Source organism: Sphingobium sp. FG58, assembly GCF_057809055.1.
Window position 1 is genome coordinate 74,668 of sequence record NZ_JBMDJF010000011.1, and the last position, 19,526, is coordinate 94,193.

Here is a 19,526-nt window from a genome sequence, read left to right on the forward strand (position 1 = left end):
CGTCACAGCCCTGTCCCAGATGTAACGGCCATAATCCTATTTCTCTTTATAATCAGGGACTTGTGGATATTGGCCGATCGCCCATCATGCGCGTAGGTGGGGAGCGGCCAATATTCGTCGGTTCAGCGCGGAACGGCGAGCAGGGCCGATACCGGTCCTGCCGTCAGGGTGAAGATGCACTCGTCCTCCAGCAGCAGGCAGTCGCCCTTTTCCCAGCCAAGACCATTGACCGTGCCTGCGCCGGTCAGCGGTGTGAACCATAGCAGCTTGCCGTCGGGCAGGGAGAGGCTTCGATCCGTCGTCCAATGCACCAGATCGAGTGAGAAGGGGGCTTCGCTGTCGGCGATCAGCCGGGCTTTGCTGCCCAGCGGCGCCTTGATCAGGGCGCGATCATAGGGCTGGAGGCGGCTGACGGCGGCTCCATCGTCCAGATGCAGTTCGCGGGGTCGGCCATAGTCATAGAGCCGATAGGTGACGTCCGCATTTTGCTGGATTTCAACGAGCGTGATGCCCGCGCCGATGGCATGGACGGTGCCGGCGGGAATGAAATAGCAGTCGCCCGGTTTCACCGGCTTCCAGTCGATCCATTGTTCCAGCGATCCGTCCTGCGCCGCCGCCCGGAACTGGTCGGGGGACATGGGCGCCGTAAGGCCGATACCCAACGTCGCACCCGGTTCGCAATCAAGGATATACCAGATTTCCTCCTTGCCGCGCGTTAGCCCCTTGGCCCTAGCCTGCGCGTCGTCGGGATGTACCTGGATCGACAGCCGTTCACTGGTGAAGATATATTTGACCAGCAGCGGCAGGTCGCGCCCATCGGCGCTTTCGAACCACACCTCCCCGATCTGCCGCCCTGCGCCAGCGGCGAAGAGCGACGGGAGATCGGTTCGGCCCCATGGTTTTTCGACATAGTGGGGGGAAAGCTTTTGTGTCAGCATGATATCCTATGAGTTTTAGCGCTTTTAGCTCTCTTTAGCGTCAGTTTCCCCATGAACCAAACCCCATGTAGATTGCGATCACATCCAGACTGGCGATGTTCAGGCCATGGCGCATTTTCAGGATATCATAAGATCGTTCGCCCCCGCCATTGATGCCAACATAGACGGCAGCGGTCACGCCGAGACTGGACATGACGATGTTGAAAGCAGAAGGTATCCAGCCGTCTGGGGGCTATTCAATCTTCATATGTTCAGACCCAGCCTCTGCCCGTCATAATGTTCGCGCAGCGGCTGCCACCACCATTTGTTTTCCAGATACCAGCGCACCGTCTTTTCGATGCCGCTGTCGAAATTCTCCTGCGCGCGCCAGCCCAGTTCATTCTCCAGCCTGGCCGCATCGATCGCGTAGCGGGCGTCATGGCCGGGACGGTCGGTGACATATTCGATCAGCTCCGCACGCGGCGAATCGGTCGGCACCAGCTCGTCCAGTACGGCGCAGATCCGCAGCACCACGTCGATATTCCGGCGCTCGTTGCGACCGCCGACATTATAGGTTTCGCCCGGTTCGCCGCGTTCGATGATGAGGTCCAGCGCGCGGGCATGATCGTCGACATAGAGCCAGTCGCGGACATTCTCTCCCTTGCCATAGACCGGTAGCTTGCGCCTTTCGAGCGCGTTGAGGATGGTCAGCGGGATCAGCTTTTCGGGGAAATGATACGGCCCGTAATTGTTCGAGCAGTTCGACACCACCACCGGCATGCCGTAGGTGCGTTGCCACGCTTTTGCGAGATGATCGGACGCTGCCTTGGACGCTGAATAGGGCGAGCTGGGGTCGTAGGGGGTGGTTTCCTTGAACAGGCCTTCATCGCCCAGCGAGCCATAGACTTCGTCCGTCGAGACGTGGAGGAAGCGGAAGGCGGCCTTCGCATCGCCCTCCAGCCCGTTCCAATGGGCACGCGCGGCCTCCAGCAGGGTGAAGCTGCCCACGATATTGGTCTGGATGAAATCAGCCACGCCGGTGATCGATCGGTCGACATGGCTTTCGGCGGCCAGATGCATGATGCGGTCGGGCCGGAAACCGGCGATCGCTGCGTCCATCGCCGCGCGATCGCAGATATTGGCGTGCAGAAACTGGTGGCTGTTCCTGCCTTCCACTGCCTTCAGCGAAGCTTGGCAGCCGGCATAGGTGAGCGCATCGATGGTCAGAACATCATAGCCCTTTTCCAGCACCAGATAGCGAACAAGGGCCGATCCGATGAAGCCGGCACCACCGGTGACGATTACCCGCATGGGTTATGCACTCCAGCTGAAATGGGCGGGGAGATCGGATAATATAGGTTGTGTGCGATCCTTGGGCGAACGCGTGTGCGGATCGGCGATATCGGGCCTGGGTGTCAGCGTTTCGGAAATCCACTGGCCATAGGTGAGCGAGCCTTGGCAGATATCGACAGCGACGTCGAACAGTGCGCCAACAGTACAGCGCACCAGCTTGCTCTACGCATGTGTTTCGCTCTGGACATGCAGGCCGCGGATGGTGCCGACCCGCGCGCTGCTGGATTCATTGTCCTACACGAAGCTGTAATCGCCAAAATTCTTTGCGAAGAAACCCGCATGGAATGTTTCCGCGAAATGGCCCCGCTCGTCGTCGATAAGACAGGGGTCAGAAGCGCAATGCCTGAGATATACAAATCCTGAATTTTCATAGACTTGCAATACTCCAAATCGAACGATGAACAGGTACTTCCCATCAGGCGCAATGTCGATATTGGCCTGCAAACACCGTTCTGTGGGATGCTGGCACCGTCGCAATGTCGCTGTCGGTATGTGCCGCCTACCCACAAAAAATATGGACTGCCGATTGGCTCGGGAATATCATGGAGTTGCATCGTTTATCAAGCTGGCGGCAGATCTCGTGATCATTAAATTGCTAATTACGCTAAAATGAAAATTCTATTGAAGTGATTTGAAGTTTGTTTCGTAACGATCAATGCAAAATAACAACAGATTGCTGATTCATCACAATAATATTATAAAGTTACATAAGGATATGGTTTTGGGTATTTCAATTATTAGCTTGGGTGCATGGTGCAGGCCAGCGTGGCAAGTTCGCAAGCATTTTTCGAACGATGTCGCATATCCATTTGATTGGAATATCACGTCTTTTTCGGCGCTCATGCACGTCCTACATCCGGCGTTCGATCCCGCGGCTCAATTATGTGTCGAGGATTGCTATGTGAATCCGCTCGGATCGGTCACAGATGGCCGCTCGGGCTGGATCCACCACCATGATCTGCCCGCTTCGGCCGTTGGCGGCTTTCCCGGCAGCGTCGTCATGTCTGACAGAGCCGAAACGCTCGAACTGCTGAAAAATACCAGGGAAAGATCTGCCTATCTGTTTCAACGCATGCGGCAACATTGCCGATCCAACCCGGTCATTTTTCTGCGATGGATTCGTCAGGGGCATCCCGATTGGGAATTCCCTGCCGCATTCGAAGGTGAAACCCCAGGCTTGCTGCATCAGCGCCTGAAGGAATTTTGCCATCATGACGACGTGCGTACCCTGTATGTCGTTAGTTCAGACGTTAAAGGCAAAGAAGAGATACCCTCACGTTTCAATATCACGCCTACATCCTATGGCGCATTTGTGCATCTGTTCGAACAGGTGGAAAATTTCCCGCCGGAAGCATGGACTGGGGATGAACAGAGCTGGTCAAGCATGCTTGGCAAGATCAGTGAAGATTATCTGGGATTGAGCGAAAAAGTCATCACGGCCTGATTTGGCATGGCGATATGAGGATGCGTATATGACGAATGGCAACGATGGTGCAGCATCAGTCTGTTGTTCGGCCTGTTCCCCAGCGGTTCCATCTCTGCCGGGCATGCCGGATAATGCCCATAGGCTGCTATGGTATCGCTGAAGTACCTCCTGCGTAGATGAAAGAATCTGCCGATCCGGGGACGGAGCCAGATCAGACCGACATTTGAACGTTTACATGCCACGTCGCAAACCGGTGCTGCCAGATGCCAATAACCCGGCGCAGCGAGCTTGGCGAGACTCGTCCAAAGCCCTCGGAACGAGGCACATCCCTTGTTCAGGTTAGCCTAAGCGAGCGTCTGAGGCGCGGGAAAATGACATTTTCAGACCATATGTGCCGATTCCGAGGTAATCGCGCGCACCATTCCGATGTGATGGTGCGCAGTTTGAGATGTGGGGAACCTGATCATTGGGTCATTTCTGCGGTCGCATAGCGACCGGAGGAATGGCTGCCGACGAGGAGGGTTGGGATGCACCAAGTGCGCGAGATATTGCATTTGAGCCTGGATGCAGGGCTTTCCGCACGAGTTGTCGGCGAGCGCTCTGGCGTGATTACAACGACAGTTCGGGATACGCTCAGGCGCCTGAGGCTGGCGGGTCTTGAGTGGCCGACTCCCAATGCAGAGCTGGAGGCCAAGCTGTACGGCATTTCCGAGGTAAAACCCGGGCGCCGCAAGCAGCCTGAACCGGACTAGATCGCCGGTGGCGCACGAGCTGAAGCGAAAGCATGTGACGCTCCAGGTCCTGCGGGAAGAGTATATCGCCGTTCAACCTGACGGTTATCGCTGCAGCCGTTGGAGTAATCTATTCCGGAGCTGGGAGAGGCAGCTGTCGCTGGTGATGCGCCAGGGCCATGCCGGGAGCGAGAAGCCTGCGCAACCGCGTCTTCTACAGCCTGGCTGAACTCAACGCCGCTATCGCCGAGTGCCTCGCCGATCCCAGTGAGACGCGAGGTCTTCGCCAGTTTGTTCGCGCCCGAGGTTGTTTGAGGAAATCGACGTGTCCAATCTCAAGCCCCTGCCCGCCGAGCCTGGGGTGCATGCGGGCGGAAGTGATGCCGTGTCGAGCTCAATTACCATATCACCCTCGATCATCACCATTACTCGGTGCTGTATCGCTTCGCCCGCCAAGAGGTCGAGGCCCGCCTCACCGCGCGCACCGTCGAGGCCTTCCTCGGCGGCGAGCGCATCGCGATTCATGTGCGTGGCAGCGGCAATGGCCGGCGTAGGGTGATACCCCAGCATATGCGTTCGAGCCACCGGCGCTATCTGGAATGGAAGCCGGCCAAGATCCCTGAAGAAGCCGCCCGGATCAGGCCGATGCTGTCGCTGCTGGTCGAGCGCATTACTATGGACCCGCCACATCCCGAGCAGGGCTACCGCTTGCCTTGCCTGTCCGATAGGCCACAAAAGCCTGCCACGACAACCGTTCGCTCCTCTACACGCGCCTATTGCGGTGATTGATGACCTGTTGCTGGCCAAAGGGGACGGTCGCATCGCCGCGCGCATGAAGTTGGCGGGGTCGATCTGCGGATCCTGGATGACTGGGGGCTTGAACCGCTCGAGGGAAATGCCCGCCATCACCTGCTTGAAACCCTTGAAGATCGCTACGGCCGCCGTTCACCCCCTGTGACCAGCCAACTTCCTGTGGCCCACTGGTTCGATCTGATCGGAAATCCGACATATGCCGACGCCATCTTGGACCGCCTCATTCACAACGCTCATCGCCTCGAACTCTCAGGCGAACCATGTGCCGGAATCGCCCCGCTCGAGCTGCTTGACCAACTGCAAACAGGAATGACATTATCACCCAACGATCAGATGATCCACCTGCGCGCGATCGTCGGAATTCGCAACTATCCAGACTGAGCGCCGTGTCATACAGTCGAGTACGGCGTTATGTTAAGCCGACGGTTATTGCCTTGCGGCACTCCGTTCATTGGCCAGAAACCATTCATAGGTCTGCTGCACGCCATTGACCAGTTCGATGGACGGCTTCCAGCCCATGGCCGTCAAACGGCTGGAGTCCATCAATTTGCGCATGGTACCATCAGGCTTGTCTGTGTCGAACTCAATCTCTCCGGTAAAACCGGTGACCTGGGCGATCAATCCAGCCAGTTCCCTGATCGTCACATCCTCACCGTAGCCAACATTGATGTGTGACAGCATCGGCTCGGTATTGGCCTGATAGATATCCAGCGGCAAATCCAGCACGAACAAGGATGCTTCCGCCATGTCATCGACATGCAGAAACTCCCGTCGCGGCGTTCCGGTGCCCCATATCACCACCCGTTCCGCCCGGTCCCTGACGGCTTCATGGAAGCGCCGTATCAGTGCCGGCATGACATGCGAATTTTCAGGATGGAAATTGTCCCCAGGGCCGTAGAGATTGGTCGGCATCACGCTGCGATAATCGGTGCCATATTGCCGATTATAGCTTTCGCATAATTTGATCCCGGCGATTTTCGCTATCGCATAAGGCTCGTTCGTGGGTTCCAGCACATCGGTCAGCAGTGCATTTTCGCGCATCGGCTGGGCGACCGCACGCGGATAGATGCAGGAAGACCCCAAGAACAACAGCTTTCTAATGCCTGCCTCGAAAGCCTGATGAATGACATTACATTCAATCATCAGGTTTTCGTAGATGAACGAAGCGGGATATGTGTTATTCGCATATATCCCGCCGACTTTTGCCGCAGCCAGCACGACCGCATCAACCGCTTCATTCGCAAAGAAATGCTGAACATCTGCCTGATTGGACAGGTCCAGTTCCGCATGCGTGCGCGTTACCACATCGACGCCGCGCTCAATGAGCTTGCGACTGATGGCTCCGCCCACCATGCCGCGATGACCTGCGACAAAAATACGCATCTATGAACCTTTAGGATTCGAGGGAGATGGGCACGTTGAATCCGTGCTCCTTCAGGAGCGCATGCCGCTTGGCGACCTTGAGATCCTCCGTAACCATTTCTTCGCACATGGTCTGCACGCTGATTTCGGGAACCCAGCCCAGCTTTTCCTTGGCGTTGGACGGGTCGCCAAGCAGCGTCTCGACCTCTGCCGGACGAAAATAGCGCGGGTCAATACGGACGATCACGTCGCCAACGGAAACCGCAGGGGCATCATCGCCGGTCACGGCCTCGACTATACCGATTTCATCAACGCCTTCGCCTTCGAACCGCAAGCTGATACCCAGATGCTGCGCCGACCAGGTGATGAATTCGCGTACCGAATATTGAACGCCGGTGGCGATTACAAAGTCTTCCGGCTGATCCTGCTGGAGCATCATCCATTGCATCCGGACATAGTCCTTCGCATGGCCCCAGTCGCGCAGGGAATCGATATTGCCCATGTACAGGCAAGGCTCAAGGCCCTGCGCGATATTGCTCAGCCCGCGGGTGATCTTGCGCGTGACAAAGGTCTCGCCGCGGCGCGGGCTTTCATGATTGAACAGCACGCCGTTGCACGCATATATGCCATAGGCTTCACGATAGTTGACCGTGATCCAATAGGCATAGAGCTTTGCCACCGCATAGGGAGAGCGGGGGTAGAAGGGCGTGGTTTCGCGCTGTGGAATTTCCTGCACCAGGCCATAAAGCTCGGACGTCGACGCCTGATAGAAGCGGGTCTTCTTTTCCATGCCAAGAAACCGGATGGCTTCCAAGAGACGCAGGGTGCCAATGGCGTCGACGTCGGCAGTATATTCCGGTGCTTCAAAGCTGACCGCAACATGGCTCTGCGCGCCCAGATTATAGACTTCGTCCGGCTGCACTTCCTGCATGATGCGGGTCAGGTTCGATGTGTCGGACAGATCGCCATAATGCAGCTTCAAATCTGGTGCCGGCGTGTGCGGATCCTGGTAGATATGATCGATACGCTGCGTGTTAAACAGCGACGCACGGCGCTTCAGGCCATGGACCTCATATCCTTTTTCAAGGAGGAGTTCGGCAAGGTATGAACCGTCCTGCCCTGTGACGCCCGTGATAAGTGCTACTTTCTTGGTCTTGCTCATTAGGTGCTCACAGCCCCCTATATTGTCGTTTGGAAAGTTATCTGATGCTAGTTGTCACACCGACAGCAGCAAAAGCCATCTGAGATGCGACTGTGACGAATTTCTGCAAGTCAACAGCGGGCGCATTGGAAACGTAAAGAACATCCTTATCTTCGATCGCAAAAGTTTGCGCAACGAAAAGCGATGTCGGATTGCTCATGTCAATGCGATAAATAACGGGAATTCTACCATCGGGAGTTCGATTTCCATCAGCTACCTGTTCCGGTGGGAGCAATGTAGAATTCTCAAATCGGAAAATGAACACGCCTTTTACATCGGCGCGATTGTCCTGGAGGCCACCTACTCGCGCCAGAGCTTGTGCCAGGGTCAGACCAGTGCCTTCGAAATTGACTTCGGCGCTAGTACCCAAGGCACCAAGCGCCTGAAAACTGTAAGGCTGGAATAGTGCGGTTACAACATCGTTGGCAGCCAAGCGGACATTTTCGCGAGGCTGGCTTACCAGCACGCTCAACGGCTCCCGGACAACTTGATTGCCGCGCGTGACCTGGATGACCATCTTTTCAAGCGGCTGGCGAACTCCTCCGGCTGCGGCCAAGGCATCAAGCACACGCTCCCCCTTGGTGGTCAACGGCACGCGTTTGCTGCTCGTCACATCGCCGATGACAGTCGCGTTTGCGGTCTGATTGTCGGCAATGCGCACGATCGCCTGAGGCTGGTGAGCGCGCCCTTTCAGGCTGGCTACGATCTTGCGTGACACTTGCTGCGGAGTCAGTCCCGCCACCTGCAACGATCCGACGAACGGCACCGTGATGAGCCCGTCAGTATCGACCATCTGCTGCGGGATATCGGATGATCGCGCCGAGGTTGTGGACAGTCGGGTATCCGAGGACGCCGCGCCAAAGAGGGCAGCCGGAGGCGCTTCCCAGATGGAGATATCTATAATATCGCCCGCCCCGATAAACGATCCGACGGGCAAGCCTTCGCCGAAGGTCTCTGCAAAGGAAGGCCGTTTTTTCATCGATGCTAGGTTGCGAGATACCTCTTCGGTAACCTCAACAATCTTCATGCCCGGATACTGGCGTTCTACCGACTTGATCTTGCCGGTCGTCGGTCCAGACGCACCTAGGGTACTGCAGCCTGCCAACAGGATAGGGGTATGCAGAAGCAACAACAAGCCCAGGCCACGCGAAATTCGATTACTTGCCAAACTTGTTCACCTCTAGGAGCCATCCCGTGCGGGCTATATAAGCCAACGATGTCTTAATCCACCTCTTTCATGCAGATCGCGCGCGCCTGCGTTTATGACTTCCTTTTGCAATGGAATCTTCCCATAGTCCGCCAGTCACGATGGAAGCAGCGGCCATCCGCTGCAACTTTTGTGTTGCTGCCTGGAATTTTTGAAGGTGCGCATTTGATAGAAGGCGGAGAAGAATGTGGATCGCCGGACCTTCGTTTTCGGTTTGAGCGCCGGTGGCATCGTTGCGACGGCGGCGGTTGCCAAAACGCTCTCGTCCTCGGCGATTGCCCCTGCATCCGGCTTGTCGTCGATGCAGAATGTGCGGGATCATGGCGCTGTCGGTGACGGAAACGCGGCGGATGATAGGGCATTTCAGGCCGCTGTCGATGCTTTGCCGCGTGAAGGCGGGGAAGTTTTTATCCCGCCAGGCACCTATCTACGTACAGCGCCTACCAACACGCATGGCAGGGCGGTTGCCTTCGTGGGGGCGGGGCGCGGGTCGACATTTTTAAAGATCATGCATCCCGACAATGATGTTTTCGTCCATTCCGCCGTCGAAAGCGCGGATTTTCGGGATTTCACGATTTTCAGCGCCGTTCAGCGTACCGGCGGAGCCTATATCAGGCTCGATCCGGGCGAAGGCAAAATCAATTACTCGTCCGCGATCGAACGAGTGCGGACCTATGGCCATTATATAGGCATCGATATGGTGCGATGTTCGGACGCCCGTGTTAGGGATTGCTCGATGATCGGTAATGCGGAGTCGTTCGCGTGCGTGCTGTTGCGCAATCTCACCAATGCGGATAGCGGCGACAACAGCATCAGCGGTTGCTTCTTCAGCGGAACTGGCGGGGCCGGCATCCGCCAGGAATCTTCCGGCGGCCTGCGCTTGCTCGACAACAAATTCAACGGACTGGCGAACGGCCTGATTCTCTCCCCCCAGGCGCAGAAGCAAAGTACCAGCATATTGATCGTGCAGTCAAATAGCTTTGAAAACGCATCGAAAAACAATATTCTGATAGATCAAGGCGCTGGAAAGACAATTTTTACATATGGAATAATAAGCAATAACGAATTTGCTTATACTCCTAAGGCAATATCCGTAAATTCAGATGGAAAAACTTTCTTTGATTTTATCATAAGTAACAATATTTTCGCAATTCCAAAGAAAGGGATTGGCGTATTTCTTGATGGCGGCAATACTTTTGTAGTTACCAACAATATATTTGACGCCGTTTCAGGTGATGGAATTTCTATAGTAAAAACAGAAAAAGAAGTAAATTCGACGATGCAAAATAATATTCATAGAAATACTATATCCTAGTAATTTCTAGAAGTTTTTATTTATATATATGCTTTCATGATAATTTTAATAGGGTTTTGCAGCTGGGTAAAAATATTATTTTTTCGGTCAATTCTGTTCTTTTTGGGGTGGGCAGTCGCCCGTCAGTTGACAAAATACCAGACGTCGGTCAATTGGTGAGCGTCGCTTATTATACTGGTGCCTTTTGTGAAGAAACCGCTTTTTACAATTATCACGTCCACTTTCAATACTGGTTCAGATATTGAAATTGCGATTTCATCGGTAAGGGACCAGAATAGGGATGATGTCGAATATATTATTGTAGACGGCGCTTCGTCGGACGACACGCTCCATTATGTTGAGCGCAACCGCGATGTTGTTACGCACGTCGTGTCTGAGCCGGATACCGGCATTTATGATGCGCTCAATAAAGGCATCAAGCTGGCTCAGGGGAAATTGATTGGGATCATTGGCTGCGACGACAGTCTTATCCCAGGGGCATTGTCCGTCCTAGCCCGGCAACATGCATTGGAGCCTGCGGATATTTATGCGGGTCAGACCCTGCTCACCAATGCGGAAGGGCGAGGCGTCCTACGCGATGATGAGGATTATGGGGTTGGTGCGCTGATCAGCGGCATACCTTTTGGCCATAATGCGATGTTCGCGACCAAGGACGCTTACGAACGCGTGGGGCTATATGATATCAGCTATCGCATCACGGCCGATGCTAACTGGGTACATAGAGCAATCCGAGCCAATCTAACCTGCTCTAGGATCAATCGCGTCCTTGTCCAATTCTCGTCGACCGGTGTATCGTCCAATGACGGCAGTCGCGTCCTGGAAGAAAGCGGTCGCAGCATCCGGGAAAATTTCCCTTTCCTGTCGCAGCAGCAGGCGTTGGATCTCCTCTATGCCGTGCGCGGCTGGTCCGGTCCGCAATCAATGGTCGACATTCTCGCCGACCACATGGACCCGGCATTGCACGCCAGCGTTCATGCAGCGCTGCGGCACAGGCCCGATGTTTTGCAGATGCTTGACGACACGCTTGAAGGCTGGGGCGCCAAAAATCGTGGAAGCGTGAAGCGACGCGCGCCCGATATCATCCCCGCGTCTCAGGATCCGATCATATCCTTCATCGTTCCCGCCTATAATGTAGCAGGATATATTGGCCGTTGCATCGAAAGCCTGACGGTACATCAGGATGTCCAGGATATTGAAATCGTCATCGTGGATGACGGGTCCAAGGACGAAACCGCTGCTATCGTTCAGTCCTATATGGCACGCGATCAGCGCATCAAATTGATCCAGCAAGAAAATCGTGGTCAGGGCGCAGCGCGTGCGGAAGCGCTCAAGCATGCGACGGGCCGTTACATCTGGTGCATCGATTCGGACGACCGCATTCAGGACAATGTGGTCGAACGATTGATCAATATTCACGAAGTGCATGACGATATCGATGTTGTCGTCCTCAATTTCGCCTATGAGGAAGAGGATGGACGGCTAGAATATTCCGCCCTTGTCCCATCGTGGCTTGGGGGTAAGGTAGTTAACCCTCTGGTAAATGAAGAAACCTTTGCTGCGCTTTCTTCGTGGAACTGTCCGCCCTGGCGCTATCTGATCCGCCGGGATTTCATGGAAGAAAACAATATCACCTTCCATGGTGGCTTCTTCTATGAAGATCATCCATTTGCAATTGACGTCATGTCCGCGGCCAGAAAAGCCTATGTCGACACGTCCATCAGCTATTATTATCTACGCCGGGCCGGTTCAACGGTGCGGTCGCTCGATAGCCGCTGCTTCGATTTCATCGCCATCCGCCGTTTCGTTCTCGATCGCTTGACTCAGCGCGGTCTGTTGCACCGGCTGCCGTCCATGACGTCATCCTACGTCATGCCGATCGATTTCAGCCGTGCACTAGTTCCGGCCCAGATGATGCCCGATTTCCTAGAGGCGGTATGGAAGGATACCAAGCCCGTCGAAATCAACGCTGTCCGGCGCTATGGCAGCCGTGACGAGGTGGCCCTCATCGACGCGGGCGTGCGTGGGGAGATCGGCAGCGCCGATATTCCCCCCATGGAAAGCGCGTATTCGCATGTCGGGCGCAGGCTCGAAATTTCGCGGACACTGATGCTGTCCAATCTCATCGGACTGGGAAGCGTAGAAGGGCCATATCCCGACCACGGTCTGCACGAACGTTTCCACTGGGTGTCCGGGCGCAAGCTGCGCGTGACGGTTTGCACGACCGGGGTAGCCAATCCCTATCTGGTTCTGCGCCTGCGCAATCATCACCCCGGTCAGGTTTTCCTGGTCGAACAGAATGAAAAGGCTCTGGAAGTATTCCCGTGTCGGTCGATGCGCATGGACGATCACCAGGATCTGCAAATCAAGCTGATCAATGAGGACATGGTTTCTGTCGTCATCGAAATGGCACAAAGCGACATGGGGCCGCGCGACCTGAGCGTGATCCTGGAACGAATCGAGGTCATTGGCCTTGAGGATCTGTCGAAGCCCGATTTCGATCTGATGAAATGGGCGCGTCCCGATCAGCTCGTGAAGGGCGAACGTACCCGTCTGGAAGGAATCAATATCGACGTGCGCGTCGATCCGCAGCCACGTCCCTATGTGCGGATTGGCAAGGAGTCTCACGTTGGCGGAACCTTTGTCTTCGAACGGGGTCAGGGTGAAATCACTATCGGCGACCGCAGTTCGATCGGCGGCGGCTGCCTGTTCATCTGCACGCAGGACGCGGGAATCCATATCGGCAGCAATGTCATGCTGTCGTGGGATGTGACCGTCATCGACAGCAATTCCCACTCGCTCAATCCGAATATTCGATCCAACGACGCCTTTGACTGGCTCGCGGGTGTGGAAGTCGGCCGCATGGGCCATTTCAAGGATTGGTCGGATGTCAAATCGGCTCCCATCCACATCAAGGATGGCGCATGGATCGGTTTTGGAAGCGCGATCTTGAAGGGGGTAACTATCGGCAAAGGAGCCATTGTCGGGTCCAAGTCGGTCGTAACCAAGGACGTTCCCGACAATGCGATCGTGGTGGGAAATCCTGCTCGGATCGTGGGCTATACGAACGAACAGAAGGCCCCCCGGCCGTTGAATGGCACCCTGCCCACCACGGCCATGATCAGCTTGGAACTGCAATGAGGGTTCTGATTTTGGGGGCTGCCGGATTTATCGGCAGCCATCTGCAATCGCTTTTGGCCCCGCTATATAATGTATTCACGGCGGATATTGTCGGTGACGCGACCGACCGTCATCATATCATATCGCCTGTCGGTGGCGATTTCGGGCCGTTGATGGAAAAGGTGAAGCCTGACATCTGCGTCAACTGCTGTGGTGCGGCCAATGTTGGCGCTTCCTTTACGCATCCGCATGAAGATTTTCGGCTGAACGCGGCCTTGGTGCATGATTTGCTGGAGGCGATCCGTCAATATTCGCCGGAAACACGGCTGGTCAATCTGTCAAGTGCTGCGATTTATGGAAATCCAACCCATATCCCTGTGGCTGAAACCTCCGTTCCGGCTCCCATATCGCCTTATGGATGGCATAAGCAGATCGCGGAAAATATCTGCCTCGAATATACGCGATGCTTTAATATCGGCACGCTGTCGCTTCGACCATTTTCGGTTTATGGTCCCGGCCTGAAAAAGCAGCTATTCTGGGATATCTATCAGAAATCCAGGTCGTCGCAGAACATCGTCTGCCCAGGGACCGGAAACGAAACCCGTGACTTTGTGCATGTACAGGACATGGCGCAGAGCATTTTGCTGTGCATCCAGAACGCAGCTTTTGACGGTTCAGCCGTGAATGTCGCAAACGGACAAGGCATTACCATCCGGCACGCCATTGAAACGCTCTTGTCGGCGATTGGTTGGACCGGCGATCTACAATTTAACAATCTGGTAAGGGACGGGGATCCGCTCTACTGGACTGCTGACGTCACCCGTTTAAAGGCACTTGGCTACAACCCTGCCTTTCAATTCGAATCCGGAATCAGCGAGCTTTCAACATGGCTTATCAATTTACCGTAGGGATTCAATTCAACCTTGATCCAGGTTGGATGGGGGGAGCCTATTATCTCCAGAACATGCTCAATGCCCTGGGTACGCTGGACGAAGCGCGCCAGCCTCGGGTCGTGGTCGTGACCCATCAGAAGTCCTCCTACGAATTTCTGCAGGAATCCGGTTATCCCAAACTCTCCTACTGCACGCAGGAACAGGTGGCGGCCGACCCCCATCATCGTAACATCGATCTTCTGTTCCCCTTCCCCATGGAAGGCCTTGCGATACCGACTCTGACATGGATTCCTGATTTTCAGGAAAAACACATGCCCTATCTTTTCACGCCCAGCGAAATTGTAGGGCGCAGGAAGGAGCATGAATCATATTTCGCGCGCGAAGGCCTGCTTCTGAGCAGCGAAAGTGCGCTGGGTGACTTCAATCAATTTTATGGCGAATATAAGCTTCCCGTATTCGTCGTGCCTTTTGCATCGTTTCTTTCCGACGATCTTCCCGACCTAGCAGATGTTCGCGGCCGGCATGATCTGCCTGAAAAATATTTCTTCGCCCCCAACCAATTCTGGGTTCACAAGAACCATATCGTGATCCTCGCCGCCTTGCAGGAACTGAAGCAGCGTGGCGTGACCCCTACGGTCTGCTTTTCAGGCAAGGAATTTGATTTTCGCGCACAAGGATATACGCCGTTCCTCCGCCAGAAGATCAGCGAATGGGGGCTGGAAGATCAGGTGAAATTCCTTGGCTTCATGCCGAGAGAAGACCAGATCGTCGCTATGAAGAACGCCCAGGCGATCCTTCAGCCGTCCCGTTTTGAAGGATGGTCGACGGTAATCGAGGATGCCAAAGCGCTAAACAAGTTCATCATTGCATCCAATCTGTCGGTGCATGAAGAACAATTGTCGAAAAATGCGGAATTCTTTGACCCGTCGGATTTCAATGCCTTGGCAAATCTGCTGGAAAAGCATTGGGAATCGTCGCCTGCGGTTGAAGTCGTGGTCTACAAGCGGAACCAGCGTGAATATGGAGAGCGTCTCGCGGGCGTTTTCCGCGCCCTGGTGATGGCGAACCAGACGATGAGCAGCAATGCGCCGCGTGAAATTCGGTCAGAAATCTCACATTCCATCGATGACAAGGACATTCAGGGCTTGAGCGCCCTGACGGAGGAACCCAATCCTGATTTGGGCATGGATGGCAAATCCCGCTGGATGACGGACTCTGAACTGACCGTATCGGCCGATGCGCTCAAACATTCGGCGCCAGTTCTAAAAATTCGGTTCAGAAACGGGATTGCAGCGCAGGAATTGTCAATCAAGGTCGGTGAAAAGACCGTTAGGGACCGCTTCCTGATTGAAGAGGATGACCTTGCTACCCCGCTGGAACTGCTAATCAATCTCGACGAGTATGTGGGATTGGGAGATATCAGGATTCAGGTCTCCAAACTCAAGGAAATCGACTACAGGAACTGCGGCCTGTTGCTCGAACAGATAGATTTTGTCGTATTGTCAAAAGACTAAACATTCGATGCGTTCATGATGTCATGTCCGGCTTTGTTAATTGTCTCCATGTGGGTCTAATGAAATGATCGCGAAGCAATCGGTAATCAACAATCGTCAGGTCAGTATCGACTTATGGTCCGTCCCGGCTGAAAACACCCGCATCATCGATGCTGTGTCGGTCGAGAGCTTTCTTGCCTATATCTATGATATTCTGTTCGGTCGTACGCCTGACGCATCAGGCATAGCGCATTATCGGCAAAGACTTGCCAAGGGAAAGTCGCGACAATCGGTTGTTCGCGACATGATTGCGTCCGAGGAATTTCAGAGTCGATATGGGAAGACCCAGCGCGAACAGCAGGATCTGAAGGATTTCGTCGTACAGACCTATCAGGACACGCTGGGTCGTTGGCCTGATGATGAAGGGCTGCAAACCTATATTCGTATCGGTTCTAAGCGGAACGGCCGCAAAAGGGTTGAGCGGAATATTCTTAATTCTCCTGAAGCACTAATGCTGGGCGGCGGTAAGTTGGCCCGCATTAAGGCGCTGGAAGCTTACGCAAACCAAGCGTGGCTACTCGACCTTCCACTTGTTGGTCGTTTCCTCCAGCGCCGCAACGATCTTCTCGCCCGGATTGAGCGCCTTGAAATGCTCGTGTCCGATTCTACGACGTCAATGGGTATGCCGCAAGGCAATGAAGCCTTCGTACGCGCGATTGCGGCGATAGAAGCGGCGGCCCCCCGGACCATATTGGATTCGATTACTCAGGTATCAGCGGATGGGGTCGAGGCACCTTCGGCTATCGGCGGACTGAAACCGGGGGTTAAGGTCGCCCGTACGGACGTGCTGGACAAGGACGCCTCGAGGCAGGTGCAGCAGCAAGGCTGGGTGTTCCGCGTGGCTGTTCGTGATGCACGGCGACAGCAAGCTATGAAGAACTGAAAATTGCATGCGGGTTGGCATCGTCTCGGTACAAGTTCCCTTCGTAGAGGGGGGAGCTGAAATTCACGCACGCAATTTGCTGCGTGAATTCAAGGCGAGGAAGATCGAAGCCGACCTGATCACCTTTCCGTTCAAATGGTATCCCCCTCAATCAATAGTTGATAGCATCGCCATGTCGCGGATGCTGGACCTGACGGAATCAGCTGGCGTTACCATAGACAGGATTGTCGGGTTGAAATTTCCGGCCTATTTGGTGCCGCATCCAAACAAGATATTATGGATATTGCATCAGCATAGGTCGGCCTATGATCTTTGGGACGATCAAGCCTTCGGCGATCTCATCAATTTTCCTGATGGCCGGTCGGTGCGCGACGTCATCCGTTATGCGGACGAAAAATTCATCCCGGAAGCGCAGGCCATATATACCAATTCGGCAAATGTATCTGCCCGATTGTTGAAAAACAACAATATCCAGTCGACGCCGCTTTATCATCCGCCCAATAATGCTGAAGGTTTCCTGCCAGGGGAAGCGCAGGACTATTTCTTCTTTCCCAGCCGGGTGAATGTCCTGAAAAGGCAGAAACTGGCAATAGAAGCGCTGGCTCAATGCGTGGAACCGGTGAAGCTAATATTCGCCGGTTCAGCAGAATCACCTGCTTATTATCAGGAACTTCAAGATCTCGCTTGTAGGCTAGGTGTCGACGACCGCATCGTCTGGAAGGGATATATAAGCGAAGCAGACAAGATCGCTCTCTACGCCGAATGTCTGGCTGTGCTGTATCCACCGTTCGATGAGGATTATGGCTATGTCACATTGGAAGCAATGCTGGCGCGCAAGCCCGTCATCACAACGATGGACGCAGGCGGGCCGTTGGAATTCATAGCGAATGGGGAAACCGGATTGGTCGTGGACAGCGACGCCCGCGCTTTGGCGGGCGCGATGGACCTGCTCTGGACGGACCGCATCAAGGCCAGAAATATGGGGGAAGCTGGCTTTGAGAACTATCAGTCCAAACGGATTTCCTGGGACAACGTTATCGACGTGTTGATATCATGATGAAACTGCTCTGGTTTTCGCCGCTTCCACCTTCAGAAACGGACGTGGCGAACTTCAGTGTCAGGCTGGCACCTTATCTCCGCAACCTGGCCCATGTGACCTTTGTCCATGCAGGCCTGGCCGATGCCAACTTTCCTTCGGTGTCCATATCCTCACTGACGCCGCGCATCATGAACCAAACGGATCTGTGCATTTATCAAATCGGCAATAATCATGACTTCCACGGTCGCATATTGGAAGTCGCGCAACGCCATCCCGGACTTGTCATCCTGCATGACAGGTCCATTCACGAATGTGTGCTGCGCCATCTGGCCCATATGCAGATCCGCACGGGCACGTCGCAGCTGACCAGCTATCGTAATATCATGGCGCGATGGCATGGCGTGGACGGGTTGGCGGCGCTTGGTGCGATGCAGGGACAGCAGGGTGACACCCGTCAACTGGCAGAGCGCTTTCCATTGTTTGAAGTGGCCCTCGATCAGGCACTTGGCGTAGTCTGCCACAACCGTCAGGTCATCGCCGAAATCAACCAGCGTTTTCCAAATCTGCCTAGCCTTTGCTTACCTTTGCCCTATGCAGCGCTATCCGGTCGTCCCGCCAGACCGCGCCGCGACGACGGCGAACCTGTTACGCTGGTCATGTTCGGCTTCATGGGACCCAACCGGCGGTTGATCGAATTTATCGAAGCATGGAGTCAGTCCAGCCATCGTGATCGCTTCCGACTGCATCTGGCGGGCAGAATCGCAAACCTAGCGCAGATAAAGGCCAGATTATTGGATCTCGGTCTGGCTGGCTTTGTTGAAAATCATGGGTTCGTCACGGACGCTGCGCTGGATGACATGATTCGTAGTGCCGATCTGGCCATCAACCTGCGTAACCCGACCATGGGCGAAGCATCTGGCAGCCAATTGCGTATTTGGGCCAATGGCTGCCCCAGCGTGGTGTCCAATACCGGATGGTATTCGGAACTTCCCGATAATGCGGTTCTGAAGGTCCGTAGTCATCGGGAGCATGAAGATCTTATCGCATTGCTGGACAATGTGGCGACGGGGCGAATTAGCCTGGACCACTTGTCGACCAATGGATTTTCCCAACTGACAGATCATGATCCGGATAAATATTGTCGCGATTTTCTGGCATGGCTTGACCGGGAAACGCCGCGTTTTCGTCGATATTGGTTCAACAAATCCGTCGTCGGGCGGCTGGCTCAGTCCTACGCTAGCACGACGCCATTATGGTTCACGCCGACGATGCCAAAAAATCTGTTGTCATGAAAGTCTGCCTGAAAAATCGCAATTTCGGTCTTGCTACTCAAAAAACGCATCTTCAAACAGACTTTGATGGCCATTTGAATTCGCCCTTAGTAATTTGCAATAGCAGCCCCCTGTGATGCTGATGCACGTGGGAATGCCCAAAGCGACGAAATTCTTTATCTAGAGCGGTTTTCGATCATTCTGGTTCGCACCCGCATGATGTGAAGCAGTTGGCGCATTCGTAGGGCTGGAAGATATCGACGAGTTTGCCGATCAAGCTCCACAGGCCAGTGACGGTACGCTCGCCGGCTTTACGGAGCATGGCCTTGAGGCGGGCGCTTTCTCGATCGGATTGAAGTCGGGGCTGTAGGGCGGGAGAAAGGTAACCGTCTGAACCGCCCCGGGATTGCCGGAGGCCCTAACTCCTGAGAGGAAGGGTCTACGA

17 protein-coding genes and 3 pseudogenes are annotated in these 19,526 nt (G+C 54.6%); 12 read left to right on the plus strand and 8 right to left on the minus strand.

Annotated elements, in window-relative coordinates; translation table 11 throughout:
- Nucleotides 1-122: 122 nt before the first annotated feature.
- From ACODR8_RS14115 to ACODR8_RS14130, 4 genes are read right to left on the minus strand one after another with little or no spacing between them, the layout of a single operon-like run.
- Nucleotides 123-938, minus strand: a complete 816-nt coding sequence (locus ACODR8_RS14115; RefSeq protein WP_489007829.1) for a class I mannose-6-phosphate isomerase — start codon at nt 936-938, stop codon at nt 123-125.
- 40 nt (nt 939-978) lie between these two features.
- Nucleotides 979-1,131, minus strand: a complete 153-nt coding sequence (locus tag ACODR8_RS14120) for a hypothetical protein (protein ID WP_489007830.1) — start codon at nt 1,129-1,131, stop codon at nt 979-981.
- A 50-nt stretch (nt 1,132-1,181) separates the two neighbouring features.
- The gene (gene rfbB / locus ACODR8_RS14125) at nt 1,182-2,228 is read right to left on the minus strand and encodes a dTDP-glucose 4,6-dehydratase (protein ID WP_489007831.1); all 1,047 of its coding nucleotides are present in this window, start codon (nt 2,226-2,228) and stop codon (nt 1,182-1,184) included.
- 3 nt (nt 2,229-2,231) lie between these two features.
- A complete protein-coding gene (locus ACODR8_RS14130) occupies nt 2,232-2,423 on the minus strand; it encodes a dTDP-4-dehydrorhamnose 3,5-epimerase family protein (RefSeq protein WP_489007832.1) in 192 nt (63 codons plus the stop codon).
- Between ACODR8_RS14130 and ACODR8_RS14135 the strand changes: the two genes are divergently transcribed.
- The 5 genes and pseudogenes from ACODR8_RS14135 to ACODR8_RS14155 all read left to right on the plus strand — a co-directional run.
- Nucleotides 2,373-2,633 carry a hypothetical protein gene (locus tag ACODR8_RS14135; RefSeq protein ID WP_489007851.1) on the plus strand — a complete coding sequence of 87 codons (261 nt, stop codon included), beginning with the start codon at nt 2,373-2,375 and terminating at the stop codon, nt 2,631-2,633. The two genes, ACODR8_RS14130 and ACODR8_RS14135, sit on opposite strands and share 51 nt — an antisense overlap.
- Nucleotides 2,634-2,925: 292 nt before the next feature.
- Entirely contained in the window at nt 2,926-3,714 is a 789-nt protein-coding gene (locus ACODR8_RS14140) for a DUF1796 family putative cysteine peptidase (protein ID WP_489007833.1), read from the plus strand.
- A gap of 509 nt (nt 3,715-4,223) precedes the next feature.
- The gene (locus ACODR8_RS14145; protein WP_489007834.1) at nt 4,224-4,448 is read left to right on the plus strand and encodes a hypothetical protein; all 225 of its coding nucleotides are present in this window, start codon (nt 4,224-4,226) and stop codon (nt 4,446-4,448) included.
- 375 nt (nt 4,449-4,823) lie between these two features.
- Nucleotides 4,824-5,216: pseudogene (locus ACODR8_RS14150) on the plus strand (Mu transposase domain-containing protein); the annotation flags it as partial.
- Between the two features lie 24 nt (nt 5,217-5,240).
- A pseudogene (locus ACODR8_RS14155) lies at nt 5,241-5,621 on the plus strand (ATP-binding protein); the annotation flags it as partial.
- A 45-nt stretch (nt 5,622-5,666) separates the two neighbouring features.
- Here ACODR8_RS14155 and fcl read toward each other — a convergent pair.
- The 3 genes from fcl to ACODR8_RS14170 are packed head-to-tail and all read right to left on the minus strand — an operon-like array spanning nt 5,667 to nt 8,938.
- Nucleotides 5,667-6,623, minus strand: a complete 957-nt coding sequence (fcl, locus tag ACODR8_RS14160) for a GDP-L-fucose synthase (protein WP_489007835.1) — start codon at nt 6,621-6,623, stop codon at nt 5,667-5,669.
- Between the two features lie 10 nt (nt 6,624-6,633).
- Nucleotides 6,634-7,764 (minus strand): GDP-mannose 4,6-dehydratase, encoded by a 1,131-nt coding sequence (gene gmd, locus ACODR8_RS14165; protein ID WP_489007836.1) that lies wholly within the window; start codon nt 7,762-7,764, stop codon nt 6,634-6,636.
- 37 nt (nt 7,765-7,801) lie between these two features.
- Nucleotides 7,802-8,938: a polysaccharide biosynthesis/export family protein gene (locus ACODR8_RS14170; RefSeq protein WP_489007837.1), complete on the minus strand. Its 1,137-nt coding sequence runs from the start codon at nt 8,936-8,938 to the stop codon at nt 7,802-7,804.
- Nucleotides 8,939-9,197: 259 nt separating this feature from the next.
- Here ACODR8_RS14170 and ACODR8_RS14175 point away from each other — a divergent pair, with 259 nt between their 5' ends.
- The 7 genes from ACODR8_RS14175 (at nt 9,198) to ACODR8_RS14205 (ending at nt 19,102) form a co-directional block, all read left to right on the plus strand.
- Nucleotides 9,198-10,325: a glycosyl hydrolase family 28-related protein gene (locus ACODR8_RS14175; RefSeq protein ID WP_489007838.1), complete on the plus strand. Its 1,128-nt coding sequence runs from the start codon at nt 9,198-9,200 to the stop codon at nt 10,323-10,325.
- A gap of 186 nt (nt 10,326-10,511) precedes the next feature.
- Nucleotides 10,512-13,463 carry a glycosyltransferase gene (locus ACODR8_RS14180; RefSeq protein WP_489007839.1) on the plus strand — a complete coding sequence of 984 codons (2,952 nt, stop codon included), beginning with the start codon at nt 10,512-10,514 and terminating at the stop codon, nt 13,461-13,463.
- Nucleotides 13,460-14,350: an NAD-dependent epimerase/dehydratase family protein gene (locus tag ACODR8_RS14185; protein ID WP_489007840.1), complete on the plus strand. Its 891-nt coding sequence runs from the start codon at nt 13,460-13,462 to the stop codon at nt 14,348-14,350. The genes ACODR8_RS14180 and ACODR8_RS14185 overlap by 4 nt, the downstream gene beginning before the upstream one ends.
- On the plus strand, nt 14,329-15,849 hold the full coding sequence (locus ACODR8_RS14190; RefSeq protein ID WP_489007841.1) for a glycosyltransferase family 4 protein: 1,521 nt from the start codon (nt 14,329-14,331) through the stop codon (nt 15,847-15,849). Before ACODR8_RS14185 ends, ACODR8_RS14190 begins: the two co-directional genes overlap by 22 nt.
- 64 nt (nt 15,850-15,913) lie before the next feature.
- Nucleotides 15,914-16,771: a DUF4214 domain-containing protein gene (locus ACODR8_RS14195; RefSeq protein WP_489007842.1), complete on the plus strand. Its 858-nt coding sequence runs from the start codon at nt 15,914-15,916 to the stop codon at nt 16,769-16,771.
- A gap of 7 nt (nt 16,772-16,778) precedes the next feature.
- Nucleotides 16,779-17,828, plus strand: coding sequence for a glycosyltransferase family 4 protein (locus tag ACODR8_RS14200; RefSeq protein ID WP_489007843.1), 1,050 nt, complete (start codon nt 16,779-16,781; stop codon nt 17,826-17,828).
- A complete protein-coding gene (locus ACODR8_RS14205) occupies nt 17,825-19,102 on the plus strand; it encodes a glycosyltransferase (RefSeq protein WP_489007844.1) in 1,278 nt (425 codons plus the stop codon). Before ACODR8_RS14200 ends, ACODR8_RS14205 begins: the two co-directional genes overlap by 4 nt.
- 175 nt (nt 19,103-19,277) lie before the next feature.
- On the opposite strand, the pseudogene ACODR8_RS14210 reads toward ACODR8_RS14205, so the two are convergent.
- A pseudogene (locus ACODR8_RS14210) lies at nt 19,278-19,526 on the minus strand (IS630 family transposase); the annotation flags it as partial.